The organism is Streptomyces sp. NPDC090025, assembly GCF_044748125.1.
Taxonomy (GTDB): domain Bacteria; phylum Actinomycetota; class Actinomycetes; order Streptomycetales; family Streptomycetaceae; genus Streptomyces.
Map to the genome: position 1 here is coordinate 885188 of NZ_JBIVFL010000001.1, position 22854 is coordinate 908041.

Annotated in this window: 22 protein-coding genes; 17 read left to right on the top strand and 5 right to left on the bottom strand. The window is 71.9% G+C overall.

What is annotated here, in order from left to right:
* Positions 1 to 228: 228 nt before the first annotated feature.
* Complete coding sequence (locus ACIPXM_RS04250; RefSeq protein ID WP_401651728.1) at positions 229 to 1824, bottom strand: amidohydrolase family protein; 1596 nt, start codon at positions 1822 to 1824, stop codon at positions 229 to 231.
* Between the two features lie 13 nt (positions 1825 to 1837).
* The gene (locus ACIPXM_RS04255; RefSeq protein ID WP_401651730.1) at positions 1838 to 3118 is read right to left on the bottom strand and encodes an alanine racemase; all 1281 of its coding nucleotides are present in this window, start codon (positions 3116 to 3118) and stop codon (positions 1838 to 1840) included.
* A gap of 140 nt (positions 3119 to 3258) precedes the next feature.
* Here ACIPXM_RS04255 and ACIPXM_RS04260 point away from each other — a divergent pair, with 140 nt between their 5' ends.
* From ACIPXM_RS04260 to ACIPXM_RS04275, 4 genes are all read left to right on the top strand, one after another.
* Positions 3259 to 4392, top strand: coding sequence for a sugar kinase (locus ACIPXM_RS04260; protein ID WP_401651732.1), 1134 nt, complete (start codon positions 3259 to 3261; stop codon positions 4390 to 4392).
* Positions 4389 to 5147 (top strand): IclR family transcriptional regulator, encoded by a 759-nt coding sequence (locus tag ACIPXM_RS04265; protein ID WP_401651734.1) that lies wholly within the window; start codon positions 4389 to 4391, stop codon positions 5145 to 5147. Before ACIPXM_RS04260 ends, ACIPXM_RS04265 begins: the two co-directional genes overlap by 4 nt.
* A gap of 50 nt (positions 5148 to 5197) precedes the next feature.
* Positions 5198 to 5608: a RidA family protein gene (locus tag ACIPXM_RS04270; RefSeq protein ID WP_401651736.1), complete on the top strand. Its 411-nt coding sequence runs from the start codon at positions 5198 to 5200 to the stop codon at positions 5606 to 5608.
* Between the two features lie 117 nt (positions 5609 to 5725).
* Positions 5726 to 7207, top strand: a complete 1482-nt coding sequence (locus ACIPXM_RS04275; RefSeq protein ID WP_401651738.1) for a GntP family permease — start codon at positions 5726 to 5728, stop codon at positions 7205 to 7207.
* 86 nt (positions 7208 to 7293) lie between these two features.
* Here ACIPXM_RS04275 and ACIPXM_RS04280 read toward each other — a convergent pair whose 3' ends face one another.
* Complete coding sequence (locus ACIPXM_RS04280; protein ID WP_401651740.1) at positions 7294 to 8640, bottom strand: M14 family metallopeptidase; 1347 nt, start codon at positions 8638 to 8640, stop codon at positions 7294 to 7296.
* 244 nt (positions 8641 to 8884) lie between these two features.
* The gene (locus ACIPXM_RS04285) at positions 8885 to 10567 is read right to left on the bottom strand and encodes a chitinase (RefSeq protein ID WP_401651742.1); all 1683 of its coding nucleotides are present in this window, start codon (positions 10565 to 10567) and stop codon (positions 8885 to 8887) included.
* 366 nt (positions 10568 to 10933) lie between these two features.
* On the opposite strand from ACIPXM_RS04285, the gene ACIPXM_RS04290 reads away from it, so the two are divergent.
* From ACIPXM_RS04290 to ACIPXM_RS04350, 13 genes are all read left to right on the top strand, one after another.
* Entirely contained in the window at positions 10934 to 11803 is an 870-nt protein-coding gene (locus ACIPXM_RS04290; RefSeq protein ID WP_401651744.1) for a hypothetical protein, read from the top strand.
* Between the two features lie 157 nt (positions 11804 to 11960).
* Positions 11961 to 12668 carry a Flp pilus assembly protein CpaB gene (cpaB, locus tag ACIPXM_RS04295; protein WP_401651745.1) on the top strand — a complete coding sequence of 236 codons (708 nt, stop codon included), beginning with the start codon at positions 11961 to 11963 and terminating at the stop codon, positions 12666 to 12668.
* A gap of 9 nt (positions 12669 to 12677) precedes the next feature.
* Positions 12678 to 13976, top strand: coding sequence for a CpaE family protein (locus tag ACIPXM_RS04300; protein WP_401651747.1), 1299 nt, complete (start codon positions 12678 to 12680; stop codon positions 13974 to 13976).
* A gap of 2 nt (positions 13977 to 13978) precedes the next feature.
* Positions 13979 to 14395, top strand: a complete 417-nt coding sequence (locus ACIPXM_RS04305) for a TadE/TadG family type IV pilus assembly protein (protein ID WP_401651749.1) — start codon at positions 13979 to 13981, stop codon at positions 14393 to 14395.
* Positions 14395 to 14820: a TadE/TadG family type IV pilus assembly protein gene (locus ACIPXM_RS04310; protein WP_401651751.1), complete on the top strand. Its 426-nt coding sequence runs from the start codon at positions 14395 to 14397 to the stop codon at positions 14818 to 14820. Before ACIPXM_RS04305 ends, ACIPXM_RS04310 begins: the two co-directional genes overlap by 1 nt.
* Before the next feature lie 79 nt (positions 14821 to 14899).
* Complete coding sequence (locus tag ACIPXM_RS04315; protein WP_401651752.1) at positions 14900 to 16246, top strand: CpaF family protein; 1347 nt, start codon at positions 14900 to 14902, stop codon at positions 16244 to 16246.
* 98 nt (positions 16247 to 16344) lie between these two features.
* Complete coding sequence (locus ACIPXM_RS04320; protein WP_401651754.1) at positions 16345 to 17292, top strand: type II secretion system F family protein; 948 nt, start codon at positions 16345 to 16347, stop codon at positions 17290 to 17292.
* 16 nt (positions 17293 to 17308) lie between these two features.
* A complete protein-coding gene (locus ACIPXM_RS04325; RefSeq protein WP_401651756.1) occupies positions 17309 to 18196 on the top strand; it encodes a DUF5936 domain-containing protein in 888 nt (295 codons plus the stop codon).
* An 11-nt stretch (positions 18197 to 18207) separates the two neighbouring features.
* Positions 18208 to 18786 (top strand): response regulator transcription factor, encoded by a 579-nt coding sequence (locus ACIPXM_RS04330; RefSeq protein ID WP_401651758.1) that lies wholly within the window; start codon positions 18208 to 18210, stop codon positions 18784 to 18786.
* 123 nt (positions 18787 to 18909) lie between these two features.
* Positions 18910 to 19152: a Flp family type IVb pilin gene (locus tag ACIPXM_RS04335; RefSeq protein WP_401651760.1), complete on the top strand. Its 243-nt coding sequence runs from the start codon at positions 18910 to 18912 to the stop codon at positions 19150 to 19152.
* A gap of 56 nt (positions 19153 to 19208) precedes the next feature.
* On the top strand, positions 19209 to 19823 hold the full coding sequence (locus ACIPXM_RS04340) for a hypothetical protein (protein ID WP_401651762.1): 615 nt from the start codon (positions 19209 to 19211) through the stop codon (positions 19821 to 19823).
* Between the two features lie 21 nt (positions 19824 to 19844).
* Entirely contained in the window at positions 19845 to 20429 is a 585-nt protein-coding gene (locus ACIPXM_RS04345; protein WP_401651763.1) for a hypothetical protein, read from the top strand.
* Between the two features lie 8 nt (positions 20430 to 20437).
* On the top strand, positions 20438 to 21070 hold the full coding sequence (locus tag ACIPXM_RS04350; RefSeq protein WP_401651765.1) for an OmpA family protein: 633 nt from the start codon (positions 20438 to 20440) through the stop codon (positions 21068 to 21070).
* 159 nt (positions 21071 to 21229) lie between these two features.
* Here ACIPXM_RS04350 and ACIPXM_RS04355 read toward each other — a convergent pair whose 3' ends face one another.
* Positions 21230 to 22780 (bottom strand): phosphatidylinositol-specific phospholipase C domain-containing protein, encoded by a 1551-nt coding sequence (locus tag ACIPXM_RS04355; protein ID WP_401651767.1) that lies wholly within the window; start codon positions 22778 to 22780, stop codon positions 21230 to 21232.
* Positions 22781 to 22854 lie beyond the last annotated feature (74 nt).

Genomic DNA, 22854 nt, shown 5'->3' on the forward strand with positions numbered 1-22854 from the left:
GGTGTCCGGACTGTCGCCTCGCCGCGCTTCGCGCGCGCTCCGCGCCTTTACGTCCGGACACCCCCACCCCCACTCCGGCCCCGGCCCCCTCCCGCCGGATCCAGGAGACCGGGCCCGGTGGGTGGGCCCCCGCCCTGCCGTCGGGGGGAGGGTGGGATGGGGTTGGGGTGGGTGGGCCCCCGGCCCGCCGTAGGGCGGTTGGGGTGGGTGGGGAAGGGGGTGAGTGGGTCAGGCGGGCTTGCCTGTGCCACGGACCGAGCGGCCCGCCAGGGCCGTCGTCCGCCTGCCGTCCTCGATCACGAACTCGCCGCCGATCAGCACGTGCGGGATCCCCGTCGGCAGTCGCCGCGGTGTCTCGTACGTCGAGCCCGCCGCCACCGTGTCCGGGTCGAAGAGCACCAGGTCCGCCAGATAGCCCTCGCGGACCAGACCGCGGTCGGCGAGCCGGAGGCGGGCGGCGGGCCGGGAGGTGAGGTGCGCGACACACTCCTCCAGGGAGAGCACGGACTCCTCGCGGACATAGCGCCCCAGGTACTCGGGGAACGTGCCGTACGCGCGCGGGTGCGGCTTGGCGCCCTGGAGGATGCCGTCGGAGCCGCCGGTGTGCACCCGGTGCCGCATGATCGTGCGGACGTTCTCCTCGTGGCCGACGTGCTGGAGGATCGTCGTGCCCAGGCGGTCATCCAGGAGCAGCCGCCGGGCCGTCGGCCAGTCCGGGACGCGGCGGCCGATAAAGCCGGAGAGGCCCGGGTCGGTGGTGCCGGAGATCTCGATGGTGTCCCAGTCGACCGTCACGCCGTGGCAGCCGTCCGAGCCCACCTCCTCCAGGTGGTGCCGGATCCGCTCCGCCGTCTCGTCGTCCCGCAGCCGGGCGAGCAGCGCCTCCGGCCCGCCCTCGTGCGCCCAGCTCGGCAGCACGGCGACCAGCGTCGTACAGCCCGGGGTGTACGGGTAGGTGTCCAGGCTGATGTCCGCGCCGCCCGCCAGGGCCTCGTCCAGGAGCCGGAGCAGGTCGGGCGCGCGGCCCTCGTTGACGCCGAAGTTCATCGTGGCGTGGGCCAGGTGCAGGGCGCAGCCCGCTTCCCCGGTGAGCCGCACCATCTCCGCGTACGCCTCAAGGGCGCCCGCCCCGTAGGAGCGGTGGTGCGGGCAGTAGTAGCCGCCGTACCGGGCCACCACCCGGCACAGTTCGGTGAGTTCGGCGTCGGGGGCGTACATGCCGGGGGTGTAGGTGAGGCCGGAGGACATGCCGACCGCGCCCTGTTCCATGCCCTCGGCGACGAGCTGCCGCATCCGGTCGAGCTCGGCGTCGGTGGCGGGCCGGTCGTCCCAGCCGACGGCGTGCATCCGGACGGTGCCCTGCGGGATGAGGTAGGCCGCGTTGACCGCGATGCCCCGGTCGAGCCGGTCCAGGTACTCGCCGACCGTGCGCCAGTCGAAGTCGACGCGGTCGTCCTCGGGGCCGCCGCCGTTCCAGCCGGCGATGGTCCTGCGCACCTCGGCGAGGGTGCGGTCGTCGACCGGCGCGTACGACAGGCCGTCCTGGCCGAGGACTTCGAGGGTGACGCCCTGCGCGGCCTTGGCGCTGTGGTCCGGGTCGCGGAGCAGCGCGAGGTCGCTGTGGGCGTGCATGTCGATGAAGCCGGGGGACAGGACGAGGCCGTCGGCGTCGAGGGTGCGGCGGCCGGTCGGGCGGCGGACGCCGTCCGGCGCGTCCGCCTTCACGATCGCGGCGACACGGCCGCCGTCGACGGCGACGTCGGCGCGGAACGCGGGGCCGCCGCCGCCGTCGACGACCCGGGCGTCACGGAGTACGAGATCCATCGGGTGCCGCCTCTCAGAAGAACGTGCGGATGTAGTCGACGACGGTGCCGTCCGCCTCGACCAGGGGGATCAGCTGCCACTTGTCGAACGACGTGCACGGGTGGGACAGGCCCATGCCGACCCAGTCGCCGACGTCGAGGGCGGCGCCGTCCTCGGTGCGCAGCCAGCCGTGCTGGTCGGAGAGGCCGGTGACGGCGATGCCGTCGGCGGCGCGGACCTCGCCGGTGCGGGCGTCCCTGACCACCTGAGCCTCGGGCAGGTCCAGGTCGTAGGCGGCGTCCCGCTTGCCCGCGTTGACGAACGCCTGCTCGGCGGTGGGGCGGGAGACGACCTGCGCCCACAGCCGGAACGCGGGCTCCAACGCGCCTTCCTCGGCGACCCGGTTGAACGGGGTGAGCCTGCGGTAGTGCCCGTCGTCGTGCGAGACATAGGCGCCGGAGCGCAGCAACTTCAGGACGGGGAGGGAGAGTTCGGGGATCTCGGCGAAGACGTCGGCGACCGCGTCGAACCAGGCGCTGCCGCCCGCGCTGACCACGATCTCGCCGACGGCCGCGTCGAAGCGGCCCGCCTTGTCGAACTCGGCGGCGAGCGCGACGAGTCGGCGCAGCCAGGCGTGCACCTTGTCGCTGTCCGCCTGCGGCACCTCGCCCTCGTATCCGGCGACGCCGACCAGGCGCAGTGTGCGGGTGGCGGCGACGGCGTCCGCGACGGCCGCGCAGTCCGCCTCGGTACGGGCGCCGGTACGGGCCCCGTCGCCCGCGCCCAGCTCCACGACCACGTCCAACGGGCGGGCGTCGGCGGGGCGTTCGGCCGCCGCCGCGCGCAGCGCCTGGTCCATCAGCTCGACCCCGCGCACCGAGTCGACGTAGCAGACGAAGCGGAAGTCGGGGTCGGCGTCGAGCTCGCCCGCGATCCAGCGCAGCGCGACCGCGTCGACCACCTCGTTGGCGAGGAAGATCCGGGCGACGCCGTGCGCGCGGTAGACCCGGGCCTGGTGCGGGACGGCGGCGGTGATGCCCCAGGCGCCCTGGGCGATCTGCCGGTCGAAGAGCTGCGGGGCCATGGAGGTCTTGCCGTGCGGCGCGAAGGCGAGGCCGTGGCGCTCGGCGTACGTCTCCAGGAGCCGCAGGTTGTGCTCGACGGACTCGGCGGAGAGGGCCAGGACGGGGGTGGTGAAGCCACCGGTGAAGAGGTTGCGGCGCTGGGCGGCGAGCTCGCCGACGGTGAGCCCCGCGGCGTCCGGGGGCAGCGCCTTGAAGCGGTGGTCGACGACCTCGTGGGCCAGGTCCGGCATGGGGTCTCCTCCTCGTTGAGGCTCCGTGGTGCGCACCTAGTCGTTGCACTATGTGCAACGGCCATTGCGCATATCGCTTAATGCTGTCTAACATCCGGGCCAACGCCGGGTCAATGGACCCCGGCCCCGCCAGCCCCCCGATGACGAGGAGCACGAAGGTGACCGCAACCCCGCCGTACGACGACGTGCCGCAGGACACGGCCGCCGTGCCGGGCACCGCGCCCGACGTCGTCTGCCTCGGCGAGTCCATGGTCACCTTCCTGCCCACCCGGCCCGGACGGCTCGCCGACGTGCCCGCCTTCGACCGGGCCATCGGCGGCGCCGAGTCCAACGTGGCCTGCGCCCTCGCCGCCGCCGGGCACCGCGCCCGCTGGGTCGGCCGGGTCGGCCACGACGGCTTCGGCGAGCACCTCACCGAGGCCATCGGCGGCTGGGGCGTCGACGTCACCGCCGTCGTCCGCGACCCCGCGCGCCCCACCGGGATCTACTTCCGCACCGCCACCGACCGGGCCACCGCCGCCCACGAGGTGGTCTACTACCGGGCCGGATCGGCCGCCTCCGCGATGGCCCCGGACAACGTGCCGTACGACACCCTGAGCGACGGCCGGATCCTGCACCTCACCGGCATCACCCCCGCGCTCTCCCCGTCCTGCCTCGCCCTGACCCGGACCCTGCTCGGCCGGACCGGCGGCGGAGACCCGGGTCGCCCGCTCGTCTCCTTCGACGTCAACTTCCGGCCCGGCCTGTGGGCCGACCCCGCCGCGGGCGGCCGGACGCTCCTCGACCTCGCCCGCGGCGCCGACCTCGTCTTCGTCGGCGCCGACGAGGCCGAGGACGCCTGGGGCATCGCCGCCGCCCAGACCGACCCCGGCACCATCCGCGCCGCGCTCCCCGAACCCGCCGTCCTGGTCGTCAAACGCGGCGCCGCCGGAGCCTCCGTGTACGAACGGGCCCCCGGACCCGACGGGGGAGGCGGCGGCGACACCGTGACCCACGTCCCCGCACCCCGCGTCGACGTCGTCGCCCCGGTCGGCGCCGGGGACGCCTTCGCCGCCGGATTCCTCTCCGCCACCCTGCGCGGCCTCGACGCCACCGCCCGCCTCCGGCACGGCCACCTCGCCGCCGCCGCCGCGCTCACCGTCCACGGCGACCTCGCCGCCCCGCCCCGCCGCGCCCACGCCGACCGGCTCACCGCCCTCGGCGCCGACGACTGGGGGAGACTGCACCTCGGCCCCGGTTGGACCGGGGAGGACCAGGAGGTACGCACGCCATGAGCCAGACCGTCGACCGAGCCCTCAGCATCCTGCCGCTGCTCGCGCAGGGCCCCGCCGACCTCGGGCAGGTCGCCGACCGGCTCGGTGTGCACAAGTCCACCGCCCTGCGCCTGCTGCGCACCCTCCACGAACACGGCCTGGTCTACCGCCAGCAGGACCAGCGCTACCGCCTCGGCGCCCGGCTCTTCGCCCTCGCCCAGGAAGCCGTCGAGAACCTCGACATCCGCGAGATCGCCCACCCCCACCTCGCCGCCCTCAACGAGCAGATCGGGCACACCGTCCACCTCGCCGTCCACGAGGAGGGCGAGGTCCTCTACATCGACAAGGTCGAGAGCCGCTATCCCGTCCGGATGTACTCCCGGATCGGCAAGCCGGTCGCCATCACCGTCGCCGCCGTCGCCAAGCTGCTGCTCGCCGACCTCACCGAGCCCGAGCGGCGCGCCATCGCCGCCAAGCTCGACTACCCCCTGTACACGCCCCGTTCGACGCCCAACGCCGCCGCCTTCCTGCGGGAGCTGGCGACCGTACGCGAACAGGGCTGGGCCACCGACCTCGGCGGCCACGAGGAGTCCATCAACTGCGTCGGCGCGCCCATCAGGGGCGCGGACGGCCGGGTCGTCGCCGCCATGTCGGTCTCCGCGCCCAATGTCGTCGTGACGGCGGAGGAACTCCTCACCCTGCTGCCACTGGTGCGTCGCACGGCGGACGACATCAGCCGCGAGTATTCGGGCACCACACCGTCCGTCCACCCCTGAGAACCCTGAGAACCCTGAGAACCACCCACCGGAACAACGAAGGACATCGCATGACCGAGAAGATCGCCCTCACCCCGTCGACCCACACCGCCCCGCCCGCCAAGTTCTCGCACGGCGTGAAGAAGGGCAACATCCTCCAGGTCGCCGGCCAGGTCGGCTTCCTCCCCGCCGTCGAGGGCCAGGCCCCGACCCCGGCCGGTCCCACGCTGCGCGAGCAGATGCTGCAGACCCTCGCCAACGTCAAGGCGATCCTGGAGGAGGGCGGCGCGAGCTGGGACGACGTGATGATGACGCGCGTCTACCTCACCGACGTCGACCACTTCGCCGAGATGAACGAGATCTACAACGCGTACTTCGAGGACGAGGGCCTGAAGGCCCCCGCCTCCGCCCGTACGACGGTCTACGTCGGCCTCCCCAAGGGCCTGCTCATCGAGATCGACGCCCTCGCCGTCCTGAGCTGATCGGTTCCTGAGCTGACCCCCACGCACCAGCTGTCGCACGGCACGGCGTTCACCCCCGGAACGCCGTGCCGCGCTCCCCCCTACCCGAAAACGCGCCCACCCCCATCGAGGTCCCCCGTGACGCACCTCATCCAGCCGCTGTCCGCCCTCGCCGCGGACGCCCCGCCGCCCACACCGCACACCGGCGGCCTGCTCCTCCTGATACCCGGCACCGCGGGCCTGCTGACCGTCGCCGTGCTCGGCATCGGCCTGCTGCTCCTGCTGATCATCAAGGCCCGGCTGCAGCCCTTCGTGGCCCTGCTCGCCGTCTCCATCGCCGTCGGCCTCGCCGCCGGACTCTCGGTCACCGAACTCTTCGGCACCATCCAGAAGTCCGCCGCCACCTCCGTCATCGAGACCGGCATGGGCGGCATCCTCGGCCACGTCGCCATCATCATCGGCCTCGGCACCATGCTCGGCGCGATCCTCGAAGTATCCGGCGGAGCCGAGGTGTTGAGCGGCCGGCTGCTCCAGGTCTTCGGCGAGAAGCGGGCCCCGCTCGCGATGGGCATGACCGGTCTGATCTTCGGCATCCCGGTCTTCTTCGACGTCGGCATCTTCGTCCTCGCGCCGCTCGTGTACGCCGCCGCCAAGCGCTCCGGCAAGTCCGTCCTGCTCTACTGCATGCCGCTGCTCGCGGGCCTGTCGATGACCCACGCCTTCCTGCCGCCGCACCCCGGCCCGGTGGCCGCGGCCGGAATGTTCCACGTCTCGCTCGGCTGGGTGATCCTGATGGGCGTCGTGGTCGGCATCCCCGCCGTGCTCGCGGCCTGGGCGTACGCCGCCTGGATCGGCAAGCGCATCTTCGTCGAGGTCCCGCAGGACATGGTCGAGGCCGCCGAGGAGGCCCGCCGCCAGGTGGCCGCCGAGCGCAAGGGCGGCAGCGAGGCCCCGGTCTCGCTCGGCACCGTGCTGCTCATCATCGGCACCCCGCTGGTGCTGATCCTCGCCGCGACCTTCTCCTCCATCGCGCTCGACGAGTCGACGCTCCGCTCGGTCATCGAGTTCTTCGGCAACCCGTTCGTCGCCCTGACCATCGCGCTGCTGCTCGCCTACTACCTGCTCGGCATCCGGCGCGGCTGGACCCGCAAGTCCCTTGAGCAGGTCTCCACTTCGTCCCTGAAGCCGGTCGGCAACATCCTGCTCGTGGTCGGCGCGGGCGGTGTCTTCGGCGCCGTCCTCAAGGCCAGCGGGGTCGCCCAGGCCCTGTCCGACACCTTCAGCGGCGTCGGCCTGCCGGTGATCGTGCTCGCCTATCTGATCTCCCTGGTGCTGCGCGTCGCCCAGGGTTCGGCCACCGTCGCCATCGTCACCACCGCGGGCATCGTGCTGCCGCTGGTCGAGGGCGGCGACCACTCGCAGGCGTTCCTGGCCCTGATCATCATGGCCATCTCGGCGGGTTCGATCTTCGCCTCGCACGTCAACGACGGCGGCTTCTGGATGGTCTCCCAGTACTTCGGCATCTCCGAGCGGGACACCCTGAAGTCCTGGACGGTCCTCGAATCGGTCCTGTCGGTGGCGGGCTTCGCGGTGGCGGCCCTGCTGAGTCTGCTGGTCTAGCCGTCACGGCAACCGCAGCAAAGGGGGTGCCCCGGTCCGCGTGACGCGGACCGGGGCACCCCCGTGGGGCTGCTGTCACGAGCGGGTCAGGAGCAGTACTGCGCCTGCTTGCCGATCGAGCGGTACATGCAGTCGGAGTTCTCCAGGAGCTGGAGCACCGCGTCACGGTTGCGGCTGGTCTCCCGCTCGATGACCTCGTCGGGCGGGTAGAAGCCGCCGCTCCAGGAATCGGTCGGATACATCTCGAAGGTGTACGCGAAGACCTTGTGGGCGCCCCACAGGTAGTCGTCGATGGACCCGTCGGTGATGTAGAGGTCGCTGGACTGCTCGGGGGTGTAGCGGTTGCTGGCGGCCATGGAGCGGCCGACGGTGGCGAACGCGTCCCGGTCGTCCTGGGTCATGCCGGTGGTGGTGTCGGCGTTGGTCCAGCCGAACGGCCACAGGACCAGTTCGCTGTAGGTGTGGAAGTCGATGGCGGCCTTGATCTGCTGCTTGCCGCCGATGTTCCGGGAGCGGACGAAGTCGGCGACGACCTTCACCTCGGGGGCCGACTCGGGGGCGGCGCCCCGGTAGGTCTCGGAGCTCTTGGAACTGGAGGAGCCGCCGCAGCAGCCCCACTTGTAGTCCCAGTTGCGGTTGAGGTCGGTACCGGCGTACGAGGAACCGGAGTTGGGCTGCCGGTTCTTGCGCCAGCTGCGGTAGGAGCCGCTGGCGATGTCGTACTCGCCGCCGTCCGGGTTGAGGTCCGGGACGATCCAGATCTCCCGGTTGTTGACCATGCTGGTGATCCGGCTGTCGCTGCCGTAGCCGGCGCCGAACTCGCGCAGCAGGTAGAGCGCCATCTCGACGGTCAGGTGCTCGCGGGCGTGCTGGTGGTGGGTGAAGAGGACCTCGGGCTCGTTCTCGTCGGTGCCGACGTTGTCGCTGATCTTGATGGCGACGATGTCCCGGCCCTGGTAGCTCTTGCCGATCACCCGCTTGGACATGATCGACGGGTAGGCGGCGAGCCGCTGGTCGATCTCGGCGGTCATCTCGGCGTAGTTGTGGTACTTGGCGTCGGCGGACGGGAAGTCCAGCGGCCCGGCCGCCGTCTTGGCGGCGGGGCCCCGGTCGGGCGGCGCGGGCAGCGCGGTCGGCCGGTAGCCCAGGCTCCTGAGGTGGGCGAGCTGGCGGGCGTCGGCACTGACGACCACCGAGCGGGCGTCCACCTCGTCGATGGAGACGCCGGTGGCGGTGAGGGCGGAGCGTTCGGCGGCGGTGGCGGGTCCGGCGATCTCGTACTGCCGGATCACCTCCGTGCCGTCGGGGGATGCGGCGGCGGTCGGCACCGGGTCGGCACCGGCGGGGGTCGTGGCGAGCGCGGAGAGCGGCGCGCAGAGCGCCAGGGCCAGGAGGGCCGCCAGTCCGGCGGACCTTCGGGTGCGAAGTCGCATGCTGTCTCCTGGGTGGGGAGTGTGGGGAGTGCGACAGTGGCTCATGCGGTCTTGCCTTGTACGGCATTGCGTGGGGGTGCGTGGGTCGTTCGGGTGGTGACATGGTGGGGGTATGGCATGAACCGGTCAAGCAGTGGAGTTCGGCCACATTCTCCCGCTCCCGGGCCCTGGAAACGGCGCGACGCCGCCGTGGGAACGGCGGCGTCGCGTGGTGATTCCCCCGTGCGGGGTGCGGTGCGCGGTGTTACGGGAGGTTGTGGACGTGCGGGCCGACCGCGTTCGACCAGGCGTTGCCCGCCGTGGCGTCCCAGTTGGTCGACCAGGTCATCGCGCCACGGATGTTCGGGTAGGTCTGCGACGGCTTGAAGCTGCCGCAGCCGGTGCCCTTGGCGAGGCAGTCGAGCGCGTTCTTCACGATCTGCGGGTCGACGTAGCCGCTGCCCGCGCCGCGGGTCGAGGCGGGCACCCCGAGGCCGATCTGCGAGGCGTCGAGACCGCCCTGGAGCTGGATGCAGGCGAGCGCGGTGAGGAAGTCCACCGAGCCCTGGCTGTAGACCTTGCCGTCGCAGCCGAGCATCGAACCGCTGTTGTAGTACTGCATGTTGACGACCGTGAGGATGTCCTTCACGGCGAGCGCGGCCTTGAAGTACTCGGTGCCGGTGTTCTGCATGTCGATGGTCTGCGGCGCCATCGTCAGGACCAGCGAGGAGCCCGCCTTCGCGGACAGCTGGCGCAGCGCCTTGGTGAGGTAGGTGGCGTTGATGCCGTGCTCGAGGTCGATGTCGACGCCGTTGAAGCCGTACTCCTGCATCAGCGCGTACGCGCTGTTGGCGAAGGCGGTCGCGGAGGCGTCGCTGTTGATGGTGACGTTGCCCTTCTCGCCGCCGACCGACAGGATGACCGACTTCCCGGCCGCCTTCTTCGCGGCGACGTCCGCCTTGAAGTCGGCGGTGGAGGCGTAGCCGACCGCCGGGTCGAGGTTGAAGGTGATCTGCCCGGCGGTGGTGGTGGCGTCCGCGAACGAGACCGCGATGATGTCGTACTGCGACTGCACGTCCCGCAGCTTCTGCACGGTGGCGCCGTTGTTGAAGTTCTGCCAGTAGCCGGTGAGCGCGTGCTTCGGGACGGCCGGGCCCGGGCCCGGGTCGGTGACCTGGGCGGTCTTCGCGGATATGACGGCCGACTTCGCGGACTCCCCGGCGGCGTTGGTCGCGGAGACCTGGAACTGGTAGGTCGTGTTCGCGGTCAGACCGGTGACGGTGGCCGACGCGCTGTTGACCGTGGTGGCGAGGGCGCCGTCCTTGTAGACCTTGTAGGCGGTCGCGTTGGAGACCGCGCCCCAGCTCAGCGGGACGGACGAGGAGGTGGGCGTGCCCGCGGCGAGTCCGGCGGGGGTGGCCGGGACCGTGGGCTGCGGGTCGGTGCCGCCGCCCCCGTCGGGGCCGAAGACGCTCACGTCGTCGACGGAGTACGCGGCCGTGCCGTACCACCCGTGCGTGTAGATCTGCACCGAGGTGGTGTTCGCGCCGGTGCTGAAGGTGGTGGTCAGCTGCTTCCAGCCGGCGCTGTCCGGCGTCCAGGTGGAGACGTCGGAGGTGCCGGTGCCGGTGGCGCCGAGGTAGGCGTAGCCGCCCTGCACCCAGGCGCTCAGGGTGTACGTGGAGCTGGGCTTGACGGTCACCGTCTGGGTGCACTTGGCGTTGTCCAGGCCGGCCGGGGTGGCCCGCAGGGCGCCCGCCCCGGTGCGTACCGGCGAGGAGACGACGGCGCCGCTGCCCGCCGAGCAGGACCAGTTGGCGAGGCCGTTCTCGAAGCCCGCGTTCTTGGCGACGTTGATGTCCGCGGCCTGTGCGGTGCCGGCGGCGCCGACGAGCACGAGACCGGCGCTCAGGACGGTCCCGAGCACGGTTCTGGTGGTGCGGTCCACGTGTTGCCTCCGGGGGGAGTGGGGGAGGAGAGGTGGTGGAGCGGGGGCGGGGATGGTGGTGGGGATGGCGGCGGGGATCGCGGAACGGTGGCCACCGAGGATCCGACCTGGGGACAAGTTGGTCCAGACCAATTCGCTTGTCAAGACCTCTGACAGGAAGCGCAGTTCAGAGCCGACCGGAGCGGCCATGAATATGACGGAGCTTGCCGGATTGTGTGTTCACCACTCCGGTGGCCTGGATATGGTGCAGTCGCGGTGACGCCGCGAACGCGGTTGGTGATCAGCCGGCGGTCGACGGCCGACCCGTGCGTGGGGCCAGTACATGGATCTGTGCGTGTGATCAGTGAGGGATCGGGGGAGCCCGACATGCCGACAGCGATTGCGGTCACCAGCGCCGATCTGGTGCTGCCGCCGACCGACCCGCAGACACCCCCCGCCGCCGTGCTGCCGGGCCCCGACACCCGTTCGCTCGACGCCGCCGTCACCGACGCCCGTCAACTGATCGAGCGACACGGCCATGTGGTCGTGGTCTGCCCGGCCACGGCGCCGCCCGCGACCGTCCAGCGGCTGCACGCGGTGCGCTCGCTGCTCGAATCCGACCGGATCGCGATCGTGCGGACCGCGCTCCCGCCGCTCGGCGCCGCCGTCCTCGTACGGCAGTTGCGCCAGCTGTCGGTCTGCGACATCGGCCCCGGCGTGCTCGCCTCCGCCGCCCGGCTGCTCACCCACTACGTCTACGCGGGCGCGGTGCTCGGCTCCGTCGCCAAGCTCGACCACGTGCCCGTCACCCTGACCTCGCACGTCAAGGGCTGGCTGCCCGGCGCCCAGTTCGCGGTCCTCGCGGGCCCCGCGCCCCAGCTCGTACGCCTCGGATCGGGCGACGCCGGGGCCGAAGGGGACACGCTCGCCGGGCCCGAGTTCACCACCGACCTGGTCGTCGCCCGCGGCCCGCTGCACACCGACTGGCCGACCGAGACCCTCGCCCCGCGCTGGCGGGTCCGCGCGGTCCAGGAGGCCGCGCTGCCCGAGTCCGCGGCCCGCTGGTGGGGCACCGGCAAGGTCACCGAGTTCGCCGCGTACCTGCCCGACCTGCCCGTCCTGTACCAACTCGTCGCCTCTGTACGGCGGGAGACCTGCCACTGGTGCCGGATGGAGCTCATCGGCGACCGCTGCGGCTTCTGCGGCGCCCCGCTGCCCACCGGCGAACCGGCCCCGGCCCCGGCCGCCCACCCCTAGTCCCCGTCCGCGTCGGCGTCCGCCGGGCCCGTCACCCGGCCGCCGCCGCCCACGTCTCCCGAGTCCCGTCTCCCGCCCACGTCTCCCGAGTCCCGTCTCCCGCCCCCGCCCCCGCCCCCGCCCGTCCGGCACCGTCCACGATCGAGGTAGTACGGCCATGAACTCCCGCCAGCGCCGCGGCGTGATCCTGCTGCTGCTCTCCGTCCTGTGCGCGCTCGGCGCCTTCGCCGGGGTCCTCTCGGTGATCGACGACGTCAACTCCAAGGTCGGGCCCGAGGTGACCGCGTACCGGGTGAAGGACGACATCCAGCCCTTCACGCCGCTCGGCGCCGCCGACTTCGAGAAGATCACGATGCCCGAGCGGTGGCTGCCCGGCACCGCCGTCACCGATCTGCGCAGGACCGAGGGCAAGATCGCGGTCACCACCCTCAAGGCGGGCTCGCTCCTGCAGAGCGACATGATCGTCGACCGGCCCGCGCTCGCCCCCGGGCAGCAGGAGATCGCGATCATGATCGACGCCGAGACCGGCGTCGCGGGCAAGATCACCCCCGGCTCCACCGTCAACATCTACGCCACCTTCGCGGGTGAACGCGGCGGCACCGCCGCCCAGTCCCGGCTGATCGTGTCGCGCGCCAAGGTCCTCGCCGTCGGCAAGCTCACCCCGATCGAGAACCGCGACGACCGCGCGGGCCGCGGCCCCACCGAGGCCGTCCCGATCACCTTCGCGCTCACCGCCGCCGACACCCAGCGCGTCACCTACGCCGAGTCCTTCGCCGAGCACGTCCGGCTCACCCTCGTCGCCCCCGGCGACGGCACCGCGCCCGACCCGCGCGACCGCACCTACACGCTCGACAAGGACAAGTGAGGCACCGGGATGACCACCAGGATCCTGCCGGCGGTCGGCGACCCGGACGCCGCCCGCGCCGTCGTCACCCTCATCGGCCAGCTCCCCGACGCCGAACCGACCGGCCCGGTCGCCGACTCCACCCAGCTCCTCGACACCCTCGCCCGGCTCGCCGCCGAGTCCCTCGACGAACTCCCCGAGGTCGTCCTGGTCCACGAGCGGATCGGCCCGGTCCCCGCGCTCGAACTCGTCCGCGAGGTCGCCCTCCGCTTCCCCGCCGTCGGCGTCGTGCTCATCACCGCCGACGCCAGCCCGGTGCTGTTCTCCGCCGCCATGGACTCCGGCGCCCGCGGCCTGGTCACCCTGCCGCTCGGGTACGAGGAACTCGCCAGCCGGGTCCAGGCCGCCGCCCAGTGGTCCACCGGTGTCCGCCGCCACCTCGGCGCGGCCGCCGACCTGCCGACCGGACCCGGCGGCACCGTCGTCACCGTCAGCGGCGCCAAGGGCGGCGTCGGCACCACCGTCACCGCCGTCCAGCTCGCCCTCGCCGCCCGCGCGTCCGGTCGTACGGTCGCCCTCGTCGACATGGACCTGCAGGGCGGCGACATCGCCTCGTACCTCGACGTGCAGTTCCGCCGCTCGCTCGCCGACCTCGCCGCCATCAACGACATCACCCCCCGGGTCCTGCAGGACGCCGTCTACGTCCACGAGACCGGGCTCTCGCTGCTCCTCGCGCCCGGCGAGGGCGAACGCGGCGAGGACGTGTCCGACCGGGCCGCCCGGCAGATCGTCAGCGCGCTGCGCGGTCGCCACGAGGTGGTGGTCGTCGACTGCGGCACCCACCTCGACTCGGCGGGCGCCGCCGCGATCGAACTCGCCGACGTCGCCCTGCTCGTCACCACCCCGGACGTGATCGCCGTCCGGGCCGCCAAGCGGGTCGTCCGGATGTGGGACCGGCTGCAGATCCGCAAGCCGGAGGAGACCACGGTCCTGGTCAACCGGCACACCCGGGGCACCGAGATCCAGCCCCCGCTGATCCAGAAGATCACCGGCACCCGGATGGCGGGCGTCGCCGTCCCGGCCGCCTTCAAGGAACTCTCCGCCGTCGTCGACGCGGGCCGCCTGCACGACCTCGACGCCCGCTCCTCGGTCAAGCAGGCGCTGTGGTCGCTCGCGGGCGAACTCGGCCTGGTGCGGGCCCCGTCGGCGCCCGGCGGCTCCGGCAAGGAGCTGGTACGGGGCGGCGGCGCCCCGGTCCCCGCACAGGACGGCCGGGGCGGCCGGGAGCGCGGCGCGCTGGGGCTGCGGCGGCGCGGGGGAGGACGCTAACCATGCGGGCCGCCGGGCGGGTGGCGCGGGTGTGGCGACGGGCGGGGGATCCCCGTCCGGGCCAGGAGCGGGACCGGGGGCAGGTGGCGGTCGAGTTCGTCGGCATGCTGCCGCTGATCCTGCTCACCCTCGCGCTGCTCTGGCAGTGCGTCCTGATCGGCTACACCTACACCCTCGCCGGGAACGCCGCCGACGAGGCGGCCCGCGCCGCCGCCGTCGACGACGACTGCGCGGCGGCGGCCCGGCGGGACCTGGAGGGCGCCTGGGCGTCCCGGGCGGCGATCAGCTGCGGCGGCCCGTCGGGCGGCATGGTCCATGTGACGGTGCGCCTGCCCGTACCCGTGCTGTTCCCGGGGTCCGCGAGCTTCCCGTGGACGGTGGACGGCGAGGCGGGGGCCGTGTGGGAGGGGAAGCGGTGATGAGGACGCCGGGTGTACGGGGTGGGGATCGGGTACGGGTACGGGCGGGGGCGCGGCTGCGGGGGCGGGCTCGGGGGCGGGCCGGGGACCGTGGCCAGGCGGCCGTCGAGTACCTGGGCTTCCTGCCGATCCTGCTCCTGATCGGCCTGGTCGGGGTCCAGCTCGGCATCGTCGGGTACGCCGCCCAGCAGGCGGGCACGGCGGCCCGTGCCGCGGCCCGGGCGGAGAGCGTCGACGACCCGGACGGCGAGGTCCCGGACGGCGAGGCGGCCGGGCGGGCGGCGATGAGCGGCTGGGTCGCGGGCCGCAGCAGCTTCGACGTGGGCGGCGGCCGGGCGACGGTCACCGTCACGGTCCCGTCGCTCATCCCGTTCATGTCCGATGTGCGGATCACCAAGTCGGCGACCATGCCGGTGCCCGAGTAACCGAGTAACCGAGTAACCGAGTAACCGACTAGCCGAGCAGCCGAGCGGCCCGAGGAGAGGGAAAGGAGGGGGAACAGCGATGAGTCTGCGGGCACGTATCCACACCCCGGAGGAGAACGGGGCGGGCGGCGGCGGCCGGGAGGACGGCCATCTGGTCGCCTCGTTCCGCGCGAAGCTCCTGGAGGAGATCGACCTCACCGAGATGTCCGCGCTCGCCGCCGCCGAGCGGCGGGCCCGGCTCGAACGGGTCCTCGGCCACATCATCAGCCGCGAGGGCCCGGTGCTCTCGACGGTCGAACGCGCGCAGCTGATCCGCCGGGTGGTCGACGAGGCCCTCGGCCTCGGCGTGCTCGAACCGCTCCTGGAGGACGCGTCGATCACCGAGATCATGGTCAACGGTCCTGACCAGATCTATGTGGAGCGGGCCGGCCGGGTGGAGCTGCTGCCGCTGCGGTTCGCCTCGCACGACCAGCTGATGCAGACCATCGAGCGGATCGTGTCGACCGTCAACCGCCGGGTCGACGAGTCGAACCCGATGGTGGACGCGCGGCTGCCGTCCGGCGAGCGCGTCAACGTCATCATCCCGCCGCTCGCGCTGACCGGCGCCACCCTCACCATCCGCCGCTTCCCCCGCGCGTACACCCTGCACGAGATGATCGGCCTCGGCTCGCTCGACGAGCAGATGCTGGTGCTGCTCTCCGGGCTCGTCCAGGCGAAGTTCAACATCATCGTCTCCGGCGCCACCGGCACCGGGAAGACGACGCTGCTCAACGCGCTGTCCGGGCTGATCCCGGAGGGCGAGCGGGTGATCACCATCGAGGACTCGGCCGAACTCCAGCTCCAGCAGGCGCATGTGATCCGCCTGGAGGCCCGGCCGCCCAACATCGAGGGGCGCGGCCAGGTCACCATCCGGGACCTGGTGCGCAACTCGCTGCGGATGCGGCCCGACCGGATCGTGGTCGGCGAGGTCCGCGGCGGCGAGACCCTCGACATGCTCCAGGCGATGTCGACGGGCCACGACGGCTCGCTCGCCACCGTGCACGCCAACTCGGCGGAGGACGCGCTGATGCGACTGCAGACCCTCGCCTCGATGTCGGAGGTCAAGGTGCCGTTCGAGGCGCTGCGCGACCAGATCAACAGCGCGGTCGACGTCCTGGTCCAGCTGACCCGGCACCCCGACGGCACCCGCCGGGTGACCGAGATCGCGATCCTCGCGTCGAACGGGCGCGAGCGGTATCTGCTGGCCACGGTGTGCCGGTTCAACGCCCTGCCGGTGTCGCCCGAGGGGCGGGTGCGGGGCGAGTTCACCTACCACCCGCTGCCGCGCCGGGTGGCGGACCGGCTGTACATGGCGGGCCAGCCGCTGCCGCAGGCGTTCGGGGTGGCGGGTTCCGACCTGGAGCTCGCGAGCAGGGAAGCGAGGTAGCGGCCGGTGGGAGAGCGGCGGATGGACCTGAGGAGCCCGGCCGACCGGCCCGGCGGGAGCCGGTACCGGGACCGGTGGTCGCGGAGAAGGAGAGCACGATGAGTCCGGCAGGACTGACCCTTGTCGCGGCGCTGGTCGCCTGCGTCCTCGCGGTGGTCGGCGTCCAGGCGTACGCGCGCGGCGCCGCCCAGCGGGCCGACCTGATCGCCCGCCTCTCGCAGACGGCGGGCGAGGACGACGGCGGCCCGGGCGGCCGCCGCCGCCGCCCCTTCCGGGGCCTGGACCGGCGGCTGCGCCGTACCTCCTTCGGGCGCAGGCTGGAACTGCGGATCTCCGCGACCGGACTCGACGTCACACCGGGCGAGTTCGTGGCGGCGATGGTGGTCCTGGTCGCCGTCCTGTGGACCGTAGGACAGGCCCTGCTCTCCCCGTTCTTCGGGCCGATCTGCGGCTTCGTCGGGGTGTGGGTGGCGGTCGGGTTCCTCAACTGGCAGCGGCAGAAGCGGATCGAGAAGTTCATCAACCAACTCCCCGAACTGTCCCGGATCCTCGCCAACGCCACCCAGGCCGGCCTCGCCCTGCGGATGGCGCTGTCGCTCGCGGCGGACGAGATGGAGGCCCCGGCGGGGGACGAACTGGAGAAGGTGGCACAGCAGTTGGCCATCGGCACGTCGATCGACGACGCGCTCGGCGAACTGGCCGTCCGGCTCCCGTCCCGTGAACTCGTCGTCCTCGTCACCACCCTGGTGCTCGCCAACCGGGCGGGTGGCACGGTGGTGTCCTCGTTGCGCAACCTCACCGAGACCCTGGAGGAGCGCAAGGAGACCCGGCGCGAGGTGCGCACCCAGCTGTCGCAGGTGAGCCTGACGGCGTACGCGGTGCCGGTCATCGGCGTCGGATCGCTGCTGCTCATCGACAACATGCAGCCCGGGGCGCTGGACCGGATGACGGGGTCGGTGCTCGGACAGGTCGCGGTGGTGGCCGCGTTCGCGCTGTACCTGGTCGGGTTCATCGCGATCCGCCGTTTCGCGAAGATCGACGTGTAGGGGCGGTACGACGACCATGGAACTGCTCCTCGCCCTGCTCGCGGGCCTGTCGGTGGCCGGCGCCGCCCAGGCCGTCCGGCTGCTGCGGGCCGACGCCAAACTGCCGCCCGACCTCCAGCTCGCCCTGGAGGTCGGCGCCACCAGGACCGGCGCCGTCGACTCGGTGGTCGACCGGCTCGGGATGCGCTGGTCGCCGTCCGTGCTGCGGCTGATGGGCCCGAAGCGGGTCAACGCGGTGCGCCGCCGGATCGACCTGGCGGGCAACCCGGGCGGCCTGACCATCAACCGGTACGGGGCGCGGCGCGCGGTCTACGGCTTCCTCGGCGGCCTCGGCGGACTGCTGATGATCAGCCGGGGCTCGTTCCTGGTGGCGCTGCTGCTGTTCGCGTTCGGCGCGTTCTGGACGGAGGTCGGCATCTGGTCGGCGGTCCGCATCCGCAAGGACCAGATCGAGCGGACCCTGCCGGACTTCCTCGACGTGCTCGCGGTCGTGGTGTCGGCGGGGCTCGGCTTCCGGCAGGCCCTGGAGCGGGTCTCCGAGAAGTACGAGGGCCCGTGGGCCGACGAACTCCGCATCACGCTCCGCCAGATGGACATGGGTGTCAGCCGCCGCGAGGCGTTCGACGAACTGCGCCGCCGCAACGACTCGGAGCAGGTGGCCCAGTTCGTCACGGCGCTCCAGCAGGGCGAGGAGCTGGGCGCGCCGATCGTGGACACGCTGATCCAGATCGCCAACGACATGCGCCGCACGGACGCGCAGAACGCGCGCCGCAAGGCGGCGAAGGCGGTGCCGAAGGCGACGATGGTGATCACCACGCTGATGGTCCCGGCCACCATGATCCTGCTGGGTGCGGGCCTGTTCCTGGGGACGGGCACCGATCTGGGCTCGATCACGGGCGAATGAGGCGGCGTCGGATGGTCAACGTGGTGGTGGTGAGCGGCAACCCGGTGGTCCGGGCGGGCCTGGTGGTCCTGCTCGGCGCGACGCCGGACATCACGGTGCTGGCGGAGTCCCCTTCGGCCCCGGCGGCCCTCGCCCGGGTCCACCGCCTGGCCCCGGACCTGGTGATCCTGGACGACGACCCGGACGCGGTGCCGCTGCTCTCGGCCCTGGCCCCGGTCCTGTTACTGACGCACGCTCCGGTGCCGGTGGTGCGGGCCGGGTGCGGTCGACTGGTGCACGGGCGGTTCGGGGTGGCGGAGCTGATCGAGATGGTCCATGCGACTGCACATGCTGGCGCCAAGTCAACTGTCGCGAATATACTGCACTTCAGATATCCAGCTTCGCGAGTGCAACGATTCGGTCTGAGTGCGAGGGAGGTGGAGGTGATGGACCTGATCGCGTCCGGCATGACCAACCAGCGGATCGCCGCCACCTGTTCCATCTCCGAGAAGACGGTCAAGAACCACATCAACCGGATCTTCGCGAAGCTGCAGAGCACGACGCGGGGCGAGGCGATCGCGTCGTGGCTGGGCACGAGGACGGCGTCATGACGCCGAAGAGACGTGTCACGCAGGGTGATTGGGCCTACGGACCCTGTGATCCCCGGGGGGTACGGGCGTACCCTGCCCCCGCCGGACCCGGCACGCACACGCAGTCATCCGGAGGGGAACGAGATGAACAACGCGCTGCTCAAGGCCATGACCAAGGCTCAGGTCCACACCTCCACCTGGGCCGAGAAGGGCGCAGACCGCGCCAAGGCCCGCGCCGCCCACCGGAGCGACCGGGGCCAGACGGCGATCGAGTACCTGGGCATCATCGTGGTGGTGGTGGCGATCGTGGTCGCGATCTCGGGCACCAGCATCGGACAGTCGATCAAGACCGCCATCTCGAACAAGATCGCCAAGCTCGCGGGCTAGTGCGCCCCGGGAGGGACCGGGAGGCGGGGCAGGCGTTCCCCGCGTACATCGCGGTCGTGGCAGGACTCCTCTTCCTCGCACTGGTCTATTTCGTGGTCGCCCAGGCCGCGGTGACCCGCAACGGCGGTCAGACCGCGGCCGACGCGGCGGCGCTCGCGGCGGCCCAGGACGCCCGGCGTCAACTGCGCGACGGCTGGCTCCAGGTGATCCTCGAACCGGACCGCTGGGACGGCTTCATCGACGGCACCGACTACGTCGCCGCCTCCGCCTGCACCAGCGCCGACCGGTACGCGGCCGACAACGGTGCCAAGGTGACGGGCGCGTGCGCCCCGTACCGGGCGGGTGGGGCCGAGGTGTTCCGGCTGCACGTCCGCACGGACGCCGGCGTGGGACGATCCCTCGTCCCCGGTACGGAGAACGTGCACGGCGAGGCGACGGCCACGGCCGTCCTCGAACCCCGCTGCTCCTTCGACCCGCCGCCGCCGACCCCGCCCCCGCCGACGCCCACCGGACCCACCCCGACGGACTCGCCGAGCCCGGAGCCGACGCCCAGTCCCGAACCCGAACCGATCACCGGTCTCGTCTGCGACGACGCCGAATGGACGATCGACCCCGAAGACCCGCGGCTGCCCGACGCGGCCGATCTGTTCACCGTCCGACTGGTCGACTGACGAGAACGAAGGATCCTGTTGATGAGTGTGCGGCAGACGACGAAGACCGTCAGAGGAGTGGTCGCGGCGGCGGTCGTGGTGGGACTCGGTCTCGGCCTCGCCGGCTGCGGGGGCGACGACCCGGCCCCGAGCAAGCCGACGAAGGCCACCAGCGCACCGGCGAAGAACGGCGCGGGCGGCAACACGCAGCCCCAGTCGCAGGAGCCCGACCAGGTGCTCGGCACGACCAAGGGGCCCAACGGCTTCGAGATCGTGATCAACTCGGCCGAACGCGACGCCGGTGGATTCATCACGATCAAGGGGACGTTGAAGAACACCGCGAACGATCCGCAGGCCATCCCGGCCGGTGTCCAGGGCGACGAGACCGAGGTGGTGGAGCACGGGGACTCGTTCGGCGGCGCCACGCTGGTGGACCTGAAGGAGAAGAAGCGCTACTACGTCCTGCGCGACACCGAGGGGCGGCCGCTGACCACCACGGGTCTGAACATCGTCGCGGCCGGTGCGACCGCTCCCGTCTTCATGCAGTTCCCCGCCCCGCCCGCCACCACCGGCGAGGTGAGCTTCCAGCTGCCCACCTTCACGCCCACGACCATCAAGCTCTCCTGAGGCGCATCATGACGACCTCGACGACTCCGACGCTCCGCCCCCACCCCCGCACCGCCCTCACCCTCACCTTCGCCCTCCTCCTCATCACCAGCGCCGCCCTCGGCCCCGCCCGCGCCGACGACCCGCCCAACTCCACCTCCAACGGCGCCCCCCCACCCGTCATCGACACCAAATCCCCGGGCCTGATGCTCCCCGAGGGCGCCACGCTCGCGCCCGCCAAGGTGCTCGACATCAAGCAGATCGTCGAGGAGCAGGGCGGCGAGCAGCGCCGTGAGGACACCAACGTCGACGTGACGTTCGCGCTGCAGGCCGAGGTGCTGTTCCCGAAGGACAGCGCCAAGCTGAGCCCCGCCGCCACCGCGCGCATCGCCGCCATCGCCGCCGAGGTGAACAAGCAGGGCTCGCGGCGGGTCCGGGTGTTCGGGTTCACCGATGACCTCGGGACGTACGAGCACGGGCTGAAGCTGTCGAAGGACCGGGCGAACGCCGTGCAGCTGGAGCTGGCGAAGGGGCTCGACCCGGGGACGACCTTCGACATCCGGGGATACAGCGAGGACTACCCGATCGCCGACAACGCGACCGAGGAGGGCCGGAAGAAGAACCGTCGCGTCGAGGTCTCCTTCCCCCGCACCAGCTCTTAGCCGTCGCCGGCAGGACGATCCCCTTCGGAATGCCCCAGTCGGAATGCCCCAGGTGGGATGCCCCAGGTGGGTCGCTCCACGTCACCGCCGACCGAGATGCCGAAGGCCGCCCCTCCGGGGAGGAGGGGCGGCCGGGAAGCGCACCGGGGACCGGGGACGCTACTTGGGGCAGGTGTCCTGCGTGACCTTGCCGCCCGACTCGGCGGCGGTGGCCGGGTCCATGGACAGGCACTTCCCCGTCCAGTTGTTGATGAACGTGTAGCCCGGCCGCGACCCGGTCGCGGTGGCGACCTTGGTCGGGATGACGTTCCACATCTGGTTACCCGAGAACCAGCGGGTCTCGCAGTCCCACCAGAACAACTGGGTCCCGGCGCCCGGCGGGGTGCCGTTGTTGTAGGGGACCGTCAGGCACTTGCCGTTGCTCGCCTTGATCCAGTAATGGCCCTTGCCGTCGTACGAGGGCTTCTCGGCGCCCCACTGGTGGCTGCTGGGCGCAGTCGACTGGCACGCGCGCTGGGTGACCAGGCCGCCGGTCTTGGAACTGTCGAACTCCGGGCCCCGCACCATGCACCGGCCGTACTGGCTGTTGACGTAGGTCTTGTCGGCGTTGACATACCAGATGGCCCGGTCACCTCCCTTGACGGCATAGTCGTCGTTGTGGTCGATGATCGCGTTCACCAGGCCCCAGCCGGGGAAGTCGGTCATGATGATGCCGACCCGGCCGGCACTGCTGTTGAGGTGCTTCATGAGCTGGTAGTTGATGCCCAGGAACTCGGTGGTGACACCGTCCTGGACGGATCGGTACCCCCCGGCGAAGTCGTCCGGGCTCGGACCGGAAGGGGCGCTGTTGGCCGAAGAGTAGGTGACGTACACATCGTTGGCCGATCCGGTGATCGCCTTGTTGACGTTTCCCTTGACGTAGCCCCACTTCTCCGGAACGGACTTGGGCGCCCAGTGGTCGTCCTTGTGGTCGTTGAAGCCCTTGATCCCGTAGTCGTCGCTGTCCACGTTGTCGAAGCTCCCCAGGACCACCTTGCCGCGGACCTGCCCCAGCGTGGGGACGGTCGCCCGGCCGGAACCGCTGGCGGAGGGGGCGTAGAACAGTCCGGGGTACTGCGCCACGTAGCCGGCGAAGATCGACCGGACCTTCTCGGGGGTCACCGAATCCGGATCGTTCGTGCAGTCGGCCAGACCGCCGTTCGCGTAGGGGCACTCGGCCCGCAGGCGCATGACCACGCTCTCGGTCGGGTGTGCGGTGAGGAAGGACCGGGCCTTGGTCAGCACGTCGTCGAAGTTGGCCTGCTGGTAGGCCTTGCCGTGGTGGATCGCGAAGTACTTGTTCTCGGTGACGCGGACCCGGATGTCGATCGCCCGGATGCCCCGGTCCAGCTGCGCCCTGAGCGTGTCGGCGCTGTCGCCGTAGTCCTCCTGCGTCTGCGCGTAGGGGCCGTGGAGGGCGAGCGTGTCGTGCGTGCCGGGCAACGACATCGCCGACAGCGGGGTGTCGCTCGCCATGCCCCACATCCACTCGGCGCGGTCCGGCTGCCCGATGTTGCGGTAGGCCTCCTCGTTGGTCGACCCGGCCGCCCCCGCCGCGGCGGGCGTCAGCAGTGCCGCGCCCAGCGCGAGGCAGACCGTCATCAATCGTGCCAGCGGGCGGGACCGCCGACGCGATCCGGCGCCGTCGGCGTGGGGGGTGGTGCGGGGCATGGAACTCCAGTCCTTCGTGTGCGGGCTGCGGTACCCGGGATGCGGTCCGTGGTACGGGGTCTCACCTGGCCCCG

What these genes read in the sequence shown, in the direction of transcription:
- ACIPXM_RS04250 (WP_401651728.1), bottom strand. Translation starts at nt 1,824, where the DNA reads ATGGATCTCGTACTCCGTGACGCCCGGGTCGTCGACGGCGGCGGCGGC.
- ACIPXM_RS04255 (WP_401651730.1), bottom strand. Translation starts at nt 3,118, where the DNA reads ATGCCGGACCTGGCCCACGAGGTCGTCGACCACCGCTTCAAGGCGCTG.
- ACIPXM_RS04260 (WP_401651732.1), top strand. Translation starts at nt 3,259, where the DNA reads ATGACGAGGAGCACGAAGGTGACCGCAACCCCGCCGTACGACGACGTG.
- ACIPXM_RS04265 (WP_401651734.1), top strand. Translation starts at nt 4,389, where the DNA reads ATGAGCCAGACCGTCGACCGAGCCCTCAGCATCCTGCCGCTGCTCGCG.
- ACIPXM_RS04270 (WP_401651736.1), top strand. Translation starts at nt 5,198, where the DNA reads ATGACCGAGAAGATCGCCCTCACCCCGTCGACCCACACCGCCCCGCCC.
- ACIPXM_RS04280 (WP_401651740.1), bottom strand. Translation starts at nt 8,640, where the DNA reads ATGCGACTTCGCACCCGAAGGTCCGCCGGACTGGCGGCCCTCCTGGCC.
- ACIPXM_RS04290 (WP_401651744.1), top strand. Translation starts at nt 10,934, where the DNA reads ATGCCGACAGCGATTGCGGTCACCAGCGCCGATCTGGTGCTGCCGCCG.
- cpaB (WP_401651745.1), top strand. Translation starts at nt 11,961, where the DNA reads ATGAACTCCCGCCAGCGCCGCGGCGTGATCCTGCTGCTGCTCTCCGTC.
- ACIPXM_RS04300 (WP_401651747.1), top strand. Translation starts at nt 12,678, where the DNA reads ATGACCACCAGGATCCTGCCGGCGGTCGGCGACCCGGACGCCGCCCGC.
- ACIPXM_RS04305 (WP_401651749.1), top strand. Translation starts at nt 13,979, where the DNA reads ATGCGGGCCGCCGGGCGGGTGGCGCGGGTGTGGCGACGGGCGGGGGAT.
- ACIPXM_RS04310 (WP_401651751.1), top strand. Translation starts at nt 14,395, where the DNA reads ATGAGGACGCCGGGTGTACGGGGTGGGGATCGGGTACGGGTACGGGCG.
- ACIPXM_RS04315 (WP_401651752.1), top strand. Translation starts at nt 14,900, where the DNA reads ATGAGTCTGCGGGCACGTATCCACACCCCGGAGGAGAACGGGGCGGGC.
- ACIPXM_RS04320 (WP_401651754.1), top strand. Translation starts at nt 16,345, where the DNA reads ATGAGTCCGGCAGGACTGACCCTTGTCGCGGCGCTGGTCGCCTGCGTC.
- ACIPXM_RS04325 (WP_401651756.1), top strand. Translation starts at nt 17,309, where the DNA reads ATGGAACTGCTCCTCGCCCTGCTCGCGGGCCTGTCGGTGGCCGGCGCC.
- ACIPXM_RS04330 (WP_401651758.1), top strand. Translation starts at nt 18,208, where the DNA reads ATGGTCAACGTGGTGGTGGTGAGCGGCAACCCGGTGGTCCGGGCGGGC.
- ACIPXM_RS04335 (WP_401651760.1), top strand. Translation starts at nt 18,910, where the DNA reads ATGAACAACGCGCTGCTCAAGGCCATGACCAAGGCTCAGGTCCACACC.
- ACIPXM_RS04345 (WP_401651763.1), top strand. Translation starts at nt 19,845, where the DNA reads ATGAGTGTGCGGCAGACGACGAAGACCGTCAGAGGAGTGGTCGCGGCG.
- ACIPXM_RS04350 (WP_401651765.1), top strand. Translation starts at nt 20,438, where the DNA reads ATGACGACCTCGACGACTCCGACGCTCCGCCCCCACCCCCGCACCGCC.
- ACIPXM_RS04355 (WP_401651767.1), bottom strand. Translation starts at nt 22,780, where the DNA reads ATGCCCCGCACCACCCCCCACGCCGACGGCGCCGGATCGCGTCGGCGG.